The organism is Streptosporangium amethystogenes (assembly GCF_000721075.1).
Classification (GTDB): Bacteria; Actinomycetota; Actinomycetes; order Streptosporangiales; family Streptosporangiaceae; genus Streptosporangium; species Streptosporangium amethystogenes.
In genome coordinates this window covers 296597-309818 of sequence record NZ_JOEQ01000012.1, presented here as the reverse complement: position 1 = coordinate 309818, position 13222 = coordinate 296597, and the positions used below count along the sequence as shown (strand labels likewise).

Here is a 13222-nt window from a genome sequence, read left to right as displayed (position 1 = left end):
AGCATCACTCCCGTACGAGAAACGTGAAGCCGTCCAGAACGGAGCAAGAGGTGCAGGTCAGCAGGTACGGCTTCGGTGCGGCCCCGATCGGGAACCTGTTCTCCGAGGTCGGCGAGGACGCGGCGCGGGCGGCGGTGGACGCGGCCTACGAGGCGGGTATCCGGCTGTTCGACACCGCGCCGCACTACGGGCTCGGCCTGTCGGAGCGGCGGCTCGGCGCCGCCCTGGCGGACCGGCCCCGCGACTCCTACACCCTGTCCACCAAGGTCGGTCGCCTGCTCGTCCCGGCCGAAGGCCCCTTCGGCCGGGACGAGCAGGGCTTCGACGTCCCCGCCGACCTGCGCCGGGTGTGGGACTTCTCCCGCGACGGGGTCCGGCGGTCGCTGGAGGAGAGCCTGGCGCGGCTCGGCCTGGACGCGGTCGACATCGTGCTGATCCACGACCCGGACGACCACTGGGAGCAAGCGGTCGGCGAGGCGTACCCGGCCCTGGCGGAGCTGCGCGACCAGGGGGTCGTCAAGGCGATCGGGGTCGGGATGAACCAGGCGGAGATGCTCACTCGGTTCGTCCGCGAGACCGGCGTCGACACGGTCATGCTCGCCGGGCGCTACACCCTCCTCGACCAGTCGGGCGCCGACGAGCTGCTGCCGCTCTGCGCCGAGCGCGGCGTCTCGGTGTTCGCCGCCGGGGTGTTCAACAGTGGCCTGCTGGCCACCCACGACCCGTCGGGCACCTACGACTACGCCCCGGCCCCCGGCCCGCTGCTGGAGCGCGCCCGCCGGATCGCCGCCGTCTGCGACCGGCACGGCGTCACCCTGCCCCAGGCGGCCCTGGCCTTCCCGCTGCGCCACCCGGCGGTCGCCACCGTCATCGTCGGCGCCCGCTCCGCAGCCGAAGTGACCCGCAACGCCGCCCTGACCGCCCGCCCCGTCCCCGAGGACCTCTGGACCGACCTGGCGGGCGAAGGCCTGATCCCCTGAACATGTACCGGCACTCGCGTGGCCTGGCCGGGGGCCGCCACCTCAGGCCAGGGCGCTGCGGAGCCAGTCCTCGACGCCGGCGATGTGGACGGTCGCCCAGGCGCGGGCGACCTCCGGCTGGTGGGCGGCGATGGCGTCGCAGATCGCGGTGTGCTGCTCGCGGGTCTTCTCCAGGGCGTTCTCCTGGGTGAGGCCCCTCCAGATCCTGGCCCTGGTGGTGGGTCCGGAGAGGCTCTCGATGAGGGAGCAGAGCACGGCGTTGCCCGAGCCCGCCGCGATGCGCTGGTGGAACTCCAGATCGTTGGCGACGAGCTGCTCGACGCTCGGGTCGACAGGCAGCGCGTCGAGGATCTTACGGAGTTCGGCCACCTCCGACTCGGACATGTACGTCGCCGCCATGGCGGTCGCCGCGGGCTCCAGGATCCGGCGGACCTGGAAGAACTGCAGCACCGTGTCGTCCTGGTGGAAGTCGACCACGAACGACATGGCGTCGAGCAGGAGCCTCGGCTCCAGGCTGGTCACGTACGTGCCGTCGCCCTGGCGCACGTCCAGCACGTTGATCAGGGCCAGTGCCCTGACCGCCTCGCGCAGGGAGTTGCGCGAGAGGCCGAGCCGGTCGGCCAGGTCGGCCTCCTTGGGCAGCCTGCTGCCCGGGGCGAGCTCGCCGGACAGGATCATCTGCTTGATCCTGTCGATAGCGGCGTCGGTGACCGCCACTCCGCACCGTCCTCAGGTTTCGCCAGACATCCGATGTCTAGTCTATGGCGAACCGGACCGGATCCACCCCCGTCACCCGGCGGATGATCCCGCGAGCCTCCAGGGTGCGCAGGTGTGCCGCAGCCTCCCCGGCCGCCATCCCGCGAAGCATGGGAGGGAAGTCCTCCCAGGGACGGTTCCAGGTCATCCGTCCGGCGATCTCCCAGATGGTCAGCGGCTCCGCCGCCTCGGCGAGCAGCGTGGCCAGCAGTCGGAGCTTCTCCTCGTGATGGATGCCGATCTCCGCCGCCCGAGCCGCCGTGTCCGGAAATATCCATTCATGGGCGGGAAGGGCTTCGAGTTCGCCCAGGCCCTTCACCTTCTCCAGCGACTCCAGGAAGTCGCTGAGCGGGTCGACGTCCGCCCGGTCGTACGGGTAGATGCCGATGTGCGGGGTGATCGCCGGCAGCACGTGGTCGCCGGTGAAGAGCCGGTCGGCGTCCTCCAGGTGCAGGCAGACGTGGCCCGGCGTGTGGCCGGGGGTCCAGATCGTGCGGAGCCTGCGTCCCGGCAGGTCGATCAGGTCGCCGTCGGAGAGAACGCGGTCCGGCAGCGCGGGCGGCTTCGGCCGGTTCCCGGTCACCTCCTCCACCTCGATGGTGCCCGCCCCCGCGCGGCGTAGCATGTCGGCCTGGAGGTCGCGGTGCGCGTCGCCCTCGACCTCCCGCATGAACCGGACCAGTTCGGCGTCGGCCTCGTGCATGGCGATCCACGCGCCGGACTCCTCCCTGACCTGCCCGGCCAGCCCGGCGTGGTCGGGGTGGAAGTGGGTGACGACCACCCCGCGCACGTCGCGTACGTCCATGCCGACCGCGCTCAGCCCGTCGCGCAGGGCCAGCCACGCCTCGGGGGCGTTCCATCCCGCGTCGATCAGCAGAGGCCCGGCGGGGGACTCGATCGCGTAGACCAGGGTGTAGCCGAGCGGGTTGCCGGGGATCGGGACGGGCACGCTCCACACACCGCCACCGGTGTCGAACGGACGCTGCTCGCTGTACGGCCTGCGGCGGGATTTCAAGGGTGCTGCTCCTTACCGGCGCCGGTCAAAGGCGCTCCAGGACGGTCGCGGTCGCGAGCGCCCCACCCGCGCACATCGATACCAGCGCGGTCGAGGAGTCGGACCGCTCAAGCTCGTGCAGGGCGGTGGTGATCAGCCGGGAACCGGTCGCGCCGACCGGATGGCCGAGTGCGATGGCACCACCGTTGACGTTGACCCGTTCCATGTCCGGCTTGTGCACCGATGACCAGGATAAGACCACCGCTGCAAAAGCCTCATTCACCTCGAACCTATCGATATCTTCCGTGGTCATCCCGGTGGCGGACAGGACTTTGGCCGTCGCGTCCACCGGCCCGTCCAGGTGGTAGTACGGCTCGGCGCCGACGAGCGCCTGGGCGAGGATGCGGGCCCTGGGGTGCAGGCCGTGCCGGGCGGCGGCCTCCTCGCTCATCAGCAGCACCGCCGCCGCGCCGTCGGAGATCTGTGAGGAGGTGCCCGCGGTGTGCATGCCGCCCTCGCCCATCACCGGCTTGAGCCCGGCCAGTCCTTCGAGCGTGGTCTCGCGCAACCCCTGGTCCCTGCTGACGACGCGGGTCTCCCCGGTGGGCTGCCCGTCCTCGCCGAGGATCGGCGCGGTCACCGGGATGATCTCCCGGTCGAAGCGGCCCTCGGCCCACGCCGCTGCGGCGAGCCGCTGGGACCTGGCGCCGAACCCGTCGAGCCGCTCGCGGGTCAGCCCGCGCCGTCGCGCGATCCGCTCGGCGGCGGTGAACTGGTCGGGCAGGTCGATGGACCAGTCGTCGGGCCGGGGCCGGGCGGGCAGCACATTGGAGCCGAGCGGCGCCCGGCTCATCACCTCGACGCCGCAGGCCACGCCGACGTCGATGACGCCGGCCGAGATGAGCGCCGCGACCAGGTGCACGGCCTGCTGGGCGGAGCCGCACTGCGCGTCGATCGTGGTCACGCCCGCCTGGTAGGGCAGGCCGGCATACAGCCAGGCATGTCGCCCGACATGACCGCCCTGCTCGCCGGCCTGCGTGACGCACCCGGCGAAGACCTGTTCCACGGCGGCGGGGTCGATGCCCGCCCGGTCGATCAGACCAGCCAGCGCCGCGGCGAGGACCGCCTGCGGCTTCAGACCGGCGAGCCATCCGTTGCGCCTGCCGATCGGGGTTCTCACGGCTTCGACGATCACTGCACCCATACGATCTCCTCGCCCGCCGGCTCGGAGCTCGCGGCCACCGGGCGGCCGTTCCCGCTCGCCCGCTCGCGCGTCGCTCCAGAACTTCGCTCTAGTCGCCTTCCAGTGCGACTGTAACGGGTTCTAGTTTCAGGTGGAAGGAGAGGGCCGGAAATCGGCGAGCAGGCGCTCGGCGGCGATCTCGATGCGCCGCTGGATCTGCTCGTAGGTGCGGCGTCCCCTGAGCATCTCCAGAAGCTCGTGCACCCAGATGCTGGACAGCGAGCCCGCGAGGGCGAACTGCTCCTCGGTGGCGGTGTCGACGGTGAGGTCGTCCCCGGCGACACGGAGCAGCAATCCGGTCATCCGGTCGCCGAACGGCGTCTCGACCTCGGCCATGATCAGCGAGCGGATGAGCGCGTCGGCGAGCTCGGGCTCGCGCATCAGGCCGCGGGTGGCGCGCATCAGGATGTCGACGGCCCGCCCCGAGGCCGCGGTGGCGCTGGGCGGGCGGCGCTCGATGCTGCTTTCGAGGAGGTCGATCTCCTCGCCCACGACGGCGACGACGAGATCCATCTTGGAGGGGAAGTACCGATAGAGCGTTCCCAGCGCGACCCCGGCACGCTCGGCGACGGTCCGCATCTGCATCGCCTCGACGCCGCCCCGCGAGGCGAGAGCGGCGGCGGCCTGGACGATGCGCTTGCGCCGCTGGTGCTGGCTCCTGGTGCGGACGCCCGTGGACGCCGGTTCGCTCTGCATGCCGGATGTCTTCTCGGTCGTGACCGGGTCGAGGTCTATCGGGACGGGCCTGTCGGCCGCGTGCGGGGTGACCGGCACGTCGGTGGACACATGCGGAGTACGCATGAGAACACGTTATCTGATTTCCGGATGCTCCGGTGGGTTACTCACCGGTCACAAAGACGCCCCGCGCTTACATGGCATATGCGGTGCCATGGCTATCCGGTGAGGTGTTGCGAGCGGCCGGCTCTGGACACGGAATAGAATCTGTTCTACTTTTCGGAGCAGCTGGCCTGGGCATCCTGGCGGGAGGCACAATGTCCGAAGAGACACTGGCGGGGCTGTTGGCGCGGCGTGCCGACGACGATCGGCCCGGCCTGCTCTTCGAGGAGCGGACCTGGAGCTGGCGCGAGTACATCGCCGAATGCCGGGCCCGCGCCGCCCTGCTGGACGCGCGGGGCCGGAACCTGCACGTCGGCGTGCTGTTCGACAACGTTCCCGAGGTGCTGTTCCTGCTGGGCGGGGCCGCACTCTCCGGCCACGTGGTCGTCGCGCTGAACACCACCCGGAGCGCCGCCGAACTCGCCCGCGACGCGGACGCGACCCATGTCGATTTGATCCTGCACGAGCCCGGCTACGCCACCCTCGCGGCCGACCTCACCGCGCTCCGCGATCCGGGATCAGCCCGTTCCCGGCCACCCGCCGATCCCGCTGCTTTCGAGGGTCCGGTCCGCGAGGACGCGCTGACGATGCTGATCTTCACATCGGGGACCTCGGGACGGCCCAGGGCGGTGAAGATCACGCAGCGGAAGATCGCGGTCCCGGGGGCGAGCCTGGCGGCGATGCTGTCGCCGCAGGATGTCGTCTACTGTTCGATGCCGCTCTTCCACTCCGGGGCGATCATGGCCGCGTACGCCCCGGCGGTGGCGTCGGGGGCGGCGCTGGTGCTGCGGCGGAGGTTCTCGGCCTCGGGCCTGATATCCGACGTCAGGCGCTACGGGGTCACCTACCTGCACTACGTGGGCAAGGCGCTCTCCTACGTGCTGGCCACCCCGGCGGAGCCCTCGGACGCGGAGAACACCCTCAAGATCGCGTTCGGCAACGAGGGCAGCGCCACCGCGGTCAGCCGGTTCGGGGAGCGCTTCGGCTGCTACGTCATCGACGCGTTCGGGTCCACCGAGACCGCGATCTCGATCACCCCCGCCCCGTCCGGGCCGCCGGGATGCCTGGGCAGGCTTCCCGAGGAGGTCGAGATCCGCGACCCCGTCACGGGGGAGAGGTGCCCGGTCGCGGTCTTCGAGGACGGGCGGCTGCTCAACGCGGGCGAGGCGATCGGGGAGCTGGTCAACACCCGCGGACTGGGCCTGTTCGACGGCTACTACAACGACCCCGAGGCCGACCGCGAGCGCGTCAGGCAGGGCGTGTTCTGGTCGGGGGACCTGGCCTACGCCGACGCCGACGGTTACGTGTTCTTCGCCGGGCGGGGCACCGAGCGGCTCCGGGTGGACGGGGAGAACCTGGCGGTCGCGCCGATAGAGGCGGTCGTGCGCGAGTTCCCCAGCGTGGTCGAGGCGGCCGTCTACCCCGTACCGGACGCCGCGGCGGGCGACCAGGTGATGGCGGCCCTGGTGCTGCGGGACGGCTTCGATCCCGAGGCGTTCGCGAGCTTCCTGGCCGGCAGGAAGGACGTGGGCCCCAAGGCCATACCCCGATATATCCGGATCAGCGAGGAACTGCCGCAGACCGCGTCCAACAAGGTCGTCAAGCGGATCCTCGCCGCCGAGGCATGGCACACCGGCGACCCCGTCTGGTGGCGTCCCCCCGGGCAGGCGTCCTGGCGGCCGCTCACCCCCGAGGACGTCCGTGGCATCGACGACGAGTTCATCCAGCACGGCCGACGGCAACCCTGGAGCGCCAGTGGATTTCAATCTTGACGAGACCCAGACCGACCTGCGCGAACTCGCGGTCGACCTCCTCGGCAGGGAGGTGACCTCGGCCAGGCTCGAAGCCCACGAGAAGAGCGGCGCCCCCTACGACGCGGCCCTGTGGCGCTCCCTGGCCCAGGCGGGGCTGCTCGGCGTCTGCCTGCCGGAGGAGGCCGGCGGGGCCGGGCTGGGTCCGGTGGAGATGGCGGTCATCCTGCGGGAGATCGGCGCCCACGTGGCGCCGGTCCCCGCCGAGCAGAGCCTGGTCACCGCGCAGGTGATCGCCAGGTACGGGTCCCGCGAGCAGCGCGAGGCACTGGCCCCGCTGGCGGAGGGTGAGGTCTCGCTGGCCGCCGCGCCGTCCGAGCCGGGCCGAGACCTCGGCGCCCCGCCCGCCACGACCGCGCGCCAGGACGGCTCCGGGTGGGTGCTGCACGGTGCCAAGACCACGACGCCCTACGCGGCCCAGGCCGCGAGGATCCTCGTGCCGGCCACCACGGCGACGGGTGTCGGCCTGTTCCTGGTGGACCCCGCCGAGACGACACAGCACCGGGTGACGCTCTCCACCGGAGAGCCGGCCGCCGCGCTGAGCCTGACGGGCACTCCCGGCGAGCTCGTCGGCGCCGCGGACGGTCTCGCGGCCGACGGCCTGCGCAGGCTGGTGCTGGCCGGGAACATCGCGGTCGCCTCCGGAGTGCTGGCCGGAGCGCTGGCGCTCACCACCGAGTACATCAGGACGCGCAGGCAGTTCGACCGGGCGCTGGCCGAGTTCCAGGCGGTCACCATGCAGATCGCCGACGTCTACATCGCCGGCCGGGCACTGGACGTGGCCGTCTGGTCGGGGGCGTGGCGGCTGGCCGAGGGGGCCGACGCCGAGGCCGAGGCCGACCTGGCCGTCGGCGCGCTGACCGTCACCGACCAGGCGCTGCGGGCGCTCTACACCTGCCAGCACCTGCACGGCGGGATCGGCGTGGACGTGACCTACCCGTTGCACCGCTACTTCGCCTGGGGCAAGCACCACGCCCACCTGCTGGGCGGGGTGGAAGCCCGGCTCGACATGATCGGAGCGCATCTCTGATGCTGATCGACCTGACCCCCGAGCAACAGCGGCTCCGCGCCGAGCTGCGCGAGTACTTCCAGTCCTGCCTCACCGCCACCGACCGCAAGAAGATCTCCACCGACCCGTTCGGCCACGCCTACATGGAGCACTGCCGCAACCTCGGCCGTGACGGCAAGCTCGGCCTCGGCTGGCCCAAGGAGTACGGCGGCGGCGGGTACGGCCCGCTGGAGCAGCAGATCTTCGCCAACGAGATCGCCCGCGCCGAGGTGCCGTACCCGATCATCACGGTGCAGACCGTCGGGCCGACCCTCATGCAGTACGGCACGGCGGCGCAGAAGGAGTTCTTCCTGCCGCGCATCCTGGCCGGGGAGTGCCACTTCGCGATCGGCTACAGCGAGCCGGGAGCGGGCACCGACCTGGCGTCGCTGCGCACCACCGCGGTCCGCGACGGCGACCACTACGTGGTCAACGGGCAGAAGATCTTCACATCGGGCGCGCACTACTCCCAGTACATCTGGCTCGCCGCCCGTACCAACCCGGACGCGAAGAAGCACCGGGGGATCACCATGATGATCGTCGACTGCGCCGACCCCGGCTTCTCCTGGACGCCCATCCTGACGATGGACGGGCGTCACCACACCAACTCCACCTACTACTCCGACGTCCGGGTACCGGTGGACATGGTCGTGGGGGAGGAGAACAAGGGCTGGGACCTGATCGTCAACCAGCTCAACCACGAGCGGGTCACGCTCGGCCCGGCGGGCAACATCGCGCACACCTACGACCGGTTCCTGGCCTGGGCCCGCCGTACCGGCGTGATCGAGGAACCCGCGGTACGCAGGGCGCTCGGCCAGGTCTACGCCTACTTCCGTACCAACGAGCTGCTGAACTGGCAGGTCGCGGCCAACATGGACCTCGGCTGGCTGGGTGCCCCCGACGCCTCGGCCACCAAGGTCTACGGCTCCGAGCGGCTACAGGACGTCGGCCGGATCGTCGGCGAGACACTGGCCCGGTTCGGCGACCCGTCCGACCCAGGCACCGCCGACCTGCTGGAGCGCGTCGACCGCGGCGCCAAGGGCGGGCTGGTGCTCACCTTCGGCGGCGGCGTCAACGAGGTGCAGCGCGAGCTCATCGCCATGCTCGGGCTGAGCCTGCCGAGGCCGCCCCGATGACCGCGCCGGCGGAGCCCACCGGCCTGCACGAGCGGCTCACCGCCCTGGCCGAGCGGCAGATCGCCGCCGGCGAGGTGCTCGGTGCCGCGGCGGCGGACCCGGTCAACGCCCCGATGATCCGGCACTGGACCGACGCCCTGGGTGACGCCAACCCGATCTACACCGACCCCGAGGCGGCCGCGGCCGGGGTGCACGGGCAGATCGTGGCGCCCCCGGCGATGATCCAGGTCTGGACCATGCCCGGGGTGAGACGGGACCGCAGGCAGGCGGGCACCCCGGTCGACGCCGTGCTCGCGATGCTGGACGGCAACGGCTACACCGGAGTGGTCGCCACCAACTGCGAACAGACCTACCACCGTTACCTGAGACTCGGCGAGTCCCCGGTCCCGGCCACCCGGTTCACCGGCCTGGCCGGCCCGAAGCGGACCGCGCTCGGCGAGGGCTACTTCGTCACCTGGAACGTCACCTGGTACGTGGCCGGCGAGGCGGTGGCCGAGATGCTGTTCCGGGTGCTGAAGTTCAGGCCCAGGGAGCGTGCGCGGGAACCCCGCGGGAACGGGGCGCCCCCGGCTCGGGAGGACACGCCCGCGACCGGCGAGAACGGGGCGGGCGGTAACGGATCGGCGGCCCGCCGGGACGCGCCCGCGACCGATGAGGATGTGTCCGCGGCCGACGGGGACACGCCCGCTCGCAGGCCGTACCCGCTGAGACCCGCGGTCAACGCCGACACCGCCTTCTTCTGGGAGGGGGCGGCCCAGGGCGAGCTCCGGATCCAGAAGTGCGCCGACTGCGGCGAGCTCCGCCACCCGCCGGGGCCGGTCTGCCCCTCGTGCCGCTCGGCCGCGCGCACGTACCTGACGGCGAGCGGCGAGGGCGAGGTCTACAGCTACGTCGTCCACCACAACCCCCCGGTACCGGGCCTCGGGACGCCTTTCGTGGTCGCGGTGGTGGAACTGCCGGAAGGTGTGCGGATCGTGGGCAACGTGGTGGACTGCGCTCCTTCGCGGGTGGGTATCGGTATGCCGGTGCGCCTGACGTATCGCCAGATGGACGACGAGCTGATCCTGCCCATGTGGGCCCCCCGGGAGGCGTGATGCGGACACTTACCGACGACGAGGTGCGGGTCGGAGCCGTCCTCCCCGAGCTCGCGATCGAGCTGACCCCCACCGTGGTCGTCTCGACCGCGCTCGCGACCATGGACTTCACCTCCGTCCACCACGACGTCGAGGGCGCGAGGGCACAGGGGTCGAAGGACATCTTCCTCAACATCCTGACCACGATGGGCCTCGTCGAGCGCTACGTCACCGACTGGGCCGGACCCGAGGCGATCATCCGCGGCATCAACGTCAAGCTCGGCGTTCCCGCGTACGCGGGCGACCGGCTGGCCTTCAGTGGTGCCGTCCTCGCGTGCGAGGACGGCGAGTTCACGGTCGAGGTCCGGGGCACGGTCAGCCTCGGCGACCACGCCTCGGGCACCGTCAGGTTCGCCCTCCCGTAGAAAGGCCCTCACCAGCGTGGTCTCCTTTTCCGGGAGTACGGCCGTCGCCGGCATCGGCGCGACCGAGTTCTCCAAGCAGTCAGGCCGGTCCGAGCTCCAGCTCGCCGCCGAGGCCGTGTTCGCGGCGCTCAACGACGCGGGCCTGGCGCCCTCGGACGTGGACGGCCTCGTCACCTACACCCAGGACGCCAACCAGGAGATCTCGGTGGCCCGCGAGGTGGGCATCGGCGACCTGTCGTTCTTCTCCCGCGTCCACTACGGCGGCGGCGCGGCCTGCGGCACCGTGCTGCACGCGGCGATGGCCGTGGCCACCGGGGTCGCCGAGACCGTGGTCTGCTACCGGGCGTTCAACGAGCGCTCCGGACGCAGGTTCGGCCAGCCCAACCCCGGGATCGGCGGCGAGCCCACGTCCCACGGCCTGGACCTGAGCTGGCACCTGCCGTACGGGCTGATGACCCCGGCCGCCTGGGTCGCCATGTTCGCCCGGCGCTACATGCACGTCTACGGCGCCACCTCCGAGGACTTCGGCAGGGTGGCGGTGGCCATGCGCAGGCACGCCGCCACCAACCCGGCCGCCTGGTTCCACGGGCGCCCGATCACGCTGGAGGAGCACCAGGCGTCGAAGTGGATCGCGGAGCCGCTGCACCTGCTCGACTGCTGTCAGGAGAGCGACGGCGCGGTGGCGCTGGTGGTCACCTCCGCCGAGCGGGCCAGGGATCTGCGCAGGTCACCCGCGCTGATCGTCGCCGCCGCCCAGGGCGCGGGCGCCGGCCAGATGACGATGACCAGCTACTACCGCGACGACATGACGGGCCTGCCGGAGATGGGGGTGGTCGGCGGCCGGCTGTGGCGGCAGTCCGGGCTCGGGCCGGCGGACATGCAGGCGGCCATCCTGTACGACCACTTCACCCCGTTCGTGCTCACCCAGCTGGAGGAGCTGGGCTTCTGCGGGCGCGGCGAGGCCCGCGACTACGTCGCCGACGGCGGCATCGAGATCGACGGCCATCTGCCGGTCAACCCGCACGGCGGCCAACTCGGCGAGGCGTACATCCACGGGATGAACGGCATCGCCGAGGCCGTCAGGCAGATCCGCGGCACCTCGGCCAACCAGCTCGCCTCGGTACGCAACGTGCTGGTCACCGCGGGCACGGGGGTGCCGACCAGCGGGCTGGTCCTTTCGGCGGATTGACGTCCTCCCGCGGCTCGAAAGCCTGGGATTCCAGCACCCGACCTGATGGTCGGATCTGTCGGTTCGCGGTTCACCGGCCCGAGCACCCCCGAAGCCTCCCCGCGCGGACACGGCACGCCCTGCCGCGTTCACACAAACATGCTCCACTTGGCTATCGCGGAACACCCCGATCCTACCGAGCCGCGTCCGCACACCACACGAAAAAAGAAAAGTGCTTCCTCCCTGCCCTGAAGGGTGAGGCATCTGCACCAAATGTTCGGTGAACGGACGAATGTGAGAAGGGCGCGGCCGCCTGGTCACGCCCTTCGTGTCCCGCGTGGTGACAGGAGGAGCGGACCCCGCCGCCCCCGCCGGTCGGTCAGCAGCTCAGGTTGTTGCCCGGGGTGGTGCCGAGGATCTGGGTGAAGCTCTGGTAGGCGTTGATCCGGCTCTGCACCTGCGCCGGGTTCCTGCCGTCGCACTCCAGGCCGCCGTTGATGCTGCGGATCGTCTGGCCGAAGCCGTGGCCGTTGACCATCGCGTTGTGCGCCGTCATCGTGCCGGGGCCGTTCTGGGTGTTCCAGTACCACAGGGCGGTCTTCCAGGCCACCGCCGCGTCGTTCTGCACCAGGTACGGGTTGCCGAGCAGGTTGATGCCGAGCGCGTCGCCCGCCGCCTTGTAGTTGAAGTTCCAGCTCAGCTGGATCGGGCCGCGCCCGTAGTAGGCCGCCTGACCGGCGGGGCAGCCGTAGGGCTGGCTCGCGTCGCAGTAGTGCGGGTAGTTCGCGGTGTTCTGCTCGACGATGTGGACCAGCCCGCCGGTCTCGTGGTTGACGTTGGCGAGGAAGGCGGCCGCCTCCTGCCTCCTGACGGTGTCACCGCCGGTCTTCGCGAAGCCGGGGTAGGCGCTCAGCGCGGCGGTCAGCCCGCTGTAGGTGTAGAAGGGGTTCCGGTTCGGGAACATCTGCTGGAACTGCGCCTCGCTCACCACGAAGCCCGAGGTGGGCGGGTCGGTGGGCGGTGTCGTGCCGCCGCAGGTGTACGGGTCCCAGTACCAGTGGCTGATCACCGGGTCGTAGCCCGGGTTCTCGTGCACGGCGATGTAGTACCCGCCGTCGGTGAACCTGACGATGCTGCCGGCGGGGTACCAGGTGCCTGCCGCCCAGTTCGGGTGGTCGCAGGTGCCCGAGGGCGGCGTCGTACCGCCGCAGGCGCCCTTGTCGGTCCAGACGGCGGCGGTGCCCGGCCTCTCGTTCTGGGTCCACCACTGCGCGTACCAGTTGTGGCCGTTGTCCGAGGCGGTCATGCCGCCGGTGTAGACGGCCGTGGAACTCCACGCGGCCGCGCAGCTCTCGGCGGAGGCGGAGGACGTCGGCAGGACGACCGCGAGCACGCCGGTGACCGCCAGGGCGGCGAGGGCGGCCATGATGCGCTGTCTCAACACTTGATCACTCCCATGGGGGGAACCGGATGGTGTGGGGTGTCCGGACGGTCGGACCTTCGCGCAGCTCATGCCTGGATCGGGCGGCTCCGCCGCGAGGTACGGGATCGCCGACCCAATCTTTCTCTTAAGAAAGTTTCCTAAGAGTTGCCGTGATACTAGCCTTGACAGATCGCTGTCACAACCCGTTCGGACAGCGGGTTCCGCCATTGCGGGCCGGGCGCGTTCCAAACGCGGGGAATCTCGCGCGCTGCCGGTTCACCGGGGCGCGATCCATCCGATTAGCTATTAGATGTAACTTTTATTGGCA

Annotated in this window: 12 protein-coding genes; 7 read left to right on the top strand and 5 right to left on the bottom strand. The window is 71.0% G+C overall.

What is annotated here, in order from left to right; translation table 11 throughout:
- Positions 1 to 50: 50 nt before the first annotated feature.
- Positions 51 to 980 (top strand): aldo/keto reductase, encoded by a 930-nt coding sequence (locus IG98_RS0119805; protein ID WP_245651630.1) that lies wholly within the window; start codon positions 51 to 53, stop codon positions 978 to 980.
- Between the two features lie 42 nt (positions 981 to 1022).
- Here IG98_RS0119805 and IG98_RS0119800 read toward each other — a convergent pair whose 3' ends face one another.
- The 4 genes from IG98_RS0119800 to IG98_RS0119785 form a co-directional block, all read right to left on the bottom strand.
- Complete coding sequence (locus IG98_RS0119800; protein ID WP_030913903.1) at positions 1023 to 1697, bottom strand: FadR/GntR family transcriptional regulator; 675 nt, start codon at positions 1695 to 1697, stop codon at positions 1023 to 1025.
- A gap of 37 nt (positions 1698 to 1734) precedes the next feature.
- A complete protein-coding gene (locus IG98_RS0119795) occupies positions 1735 to 2751 on the bottom strand; it encodes an MBL fold metallo-hydrolase (RefSeq protein ID WP_030913900.1) in 1017 nt (338 codons plus the stop codon).
- A gap of 25 nt (positions 2752 to 2776) precedes the next feature.
- Complete coding sequence (locus IG98_RS0119790) at positions 2777 to 3934, bottom strand: steroid 3-ketoacyl-CoA thiolase (protein ID WP_030913898.1); 1158 nt, start codon at positions 3932 to 3934, stop codon at positions 2777 to 2779.
- A 126-nt stretch (positions 3935 to 4060) separates the two neighbouring features.
- Positions 4061 to 4669 carry a TetR family transcriptional regulator gene (locus IG98_RS0119785; protein ID WP_030913896.1) on the bottom strand — a complete coding sequence of 203 codons (609 nt, stop codon included), beginning with the start codon at positions 4667 to 4669 and terminating at the stop codon, positions 4061 to 4063.
- 296 nt (positions 4670 to 4965) lie between these two features.
- Between IG98_RS0119785 and IG98_RS0119780 the strand changes: the two genes are divergently transcribed.
- Genes IG98_RS0119780 through IG98_RS0119755 form a run of 6 tightly spaced genes read left to right on the top strand, consistent with a single transcriptional unit; the run spans position 4966 to position 11492 of the window.
- A complete protein-coding gene (locus IG98_RS0119780; RefSeq protein ID WP_030913894.1) occupies positions 4966 to 6582 on the top strand; it encodes a long-chain-fatty-acid--CoA ligase in 1617 nt (538 codons plus the stop codon).
- Positions 6566 to 7651: an acyl-CoA dehydrogenase family protein gene (locus tag IG98_RS0119775; protein WP_030913893.1), complete on the top strand. Its 1086-nt coding sequence runs from the start codon at positions 6566 to 6568 to the stop codon at positions 7649 to 7651. Before IG98_RS0119780 ends, IG98_RS0119775 begins: the two co-directional genes overlap by 17 nt.
- Entirely contained in the window at positions 7651 to 8805 is a 1155-nt protein-coding gene (locus IG98_RS0119770) for an acyl-CoA dehydrogenase family protein (protein ID WP_030913891.1), read from the top strand. Before IG98_RS0119775 ends, IG98_RS0119770 begins: the two co-directional genes overlap by 1 nt.
- Positions 8802 to 9899, top strand: coding sequence for a bifunctional MaoC family dehydratase N-terminal/OB-fold nucleic acid binding domain-containing protein (locus IG98_RS53400; protein ID WP_051752482.1), 1098 nt, complete (start codon positions 8802 to 8804; stop codon positions 9897 to 9899). The genes IG98_RS0119770 and IG98_RS53400 overlap by 4 nt, the downstream gene beginning before the upstream one ends.
- Positions 9899 to 10303, top strand: coding sequence for a MaoC/PaaZ C-terminal domain-containing protein (locus IG98_RS0119760; RefSeq protein ID WP_030913887.1), 405 nt, complete (start codon positions 9899 to 9901; stop codon positions 10301 to 10303). The genes IG98_RS53400 and IG98_RS0119760 overlap by 1 nt, the downstream gene beginning before the upstream one ends.
- A 16-nt stretch (positions 10304 to 10319) precedes the next feature.
- Entirely contained in the window at positions 10320 to 11492 is a 1173-nt protein-coding gene (locus IG98_RS0119755; RefSeq protein ID WP_030913885.1) for a lipid-transfer protein, read from the top strand.
- Between the two features lie 358 nt (positions 11493 to 11850).
- On the opposite strand, the gene IG98_RS0119750 is transcribed toward IG98_RS0119755, so the two are convergent.
- A complete protein-coding gene (locus IG98_RS0119750) occupies positions 11851 to 12912 on the bottom strand; it encodes a glycoside hydrolase family 19 protein (protein WP_425428063.1) in 1062 nt (353 codons plus the stop codon).
- Between the last annotated feature and the right edge of the window lie 310 nt (positions 12913 to 13222).

What these genes read in the sequence shown, in the direction of transcription:
- IG98_RS0119785 (WP_030913896.1), bottom strand. Translation starts at nt 4,669, where the DNA reads ATGCAGAGCGAACCGGCGTCCACGGGCGTCCGCACCAGGAGCCAGCAC.
- IG98_RS0119780 (WP_030913894.1), top strand. Translation starts at nt 4,966, where the DNA reads ATGTCCGAAGAGACACTGGCGGGGCTGTTGGCGCGGCGTGCCGACGAC.
- IG98_RS0119790 (WP_030913898.1), bottom strand. Translation starts at nt 3,934, where the DNA reads ATGGGTGCAGTGATCGTCGAAGCCGTGAGAACCCCGATCGGCAGGCGC.
- IG98_RS0119760 (WP_030913887.1), top strand. Translation starts at nt 9,899, where the DNA reads ATGCGGACACTTACCGACGACGAGGTGCGGGTCGGAGCCGTCCTCCCC.
- IG98_RS53400 (WP_051752482.1), top strand. Translation starts at nt 8,802, where the DNA reads ATGACCGCGCCGGCGGAGCCCACCGGCCTGCACGAGCGGCTCACCGCC.
- IG98_RS0119770 (WP_030913891.1), top strand. Translation starts at nt 7,651, where the DNA reads ATGCTGATCGACCTGACCCCCGAGCAACAGCGGCTCCGCGCCGAGCTG.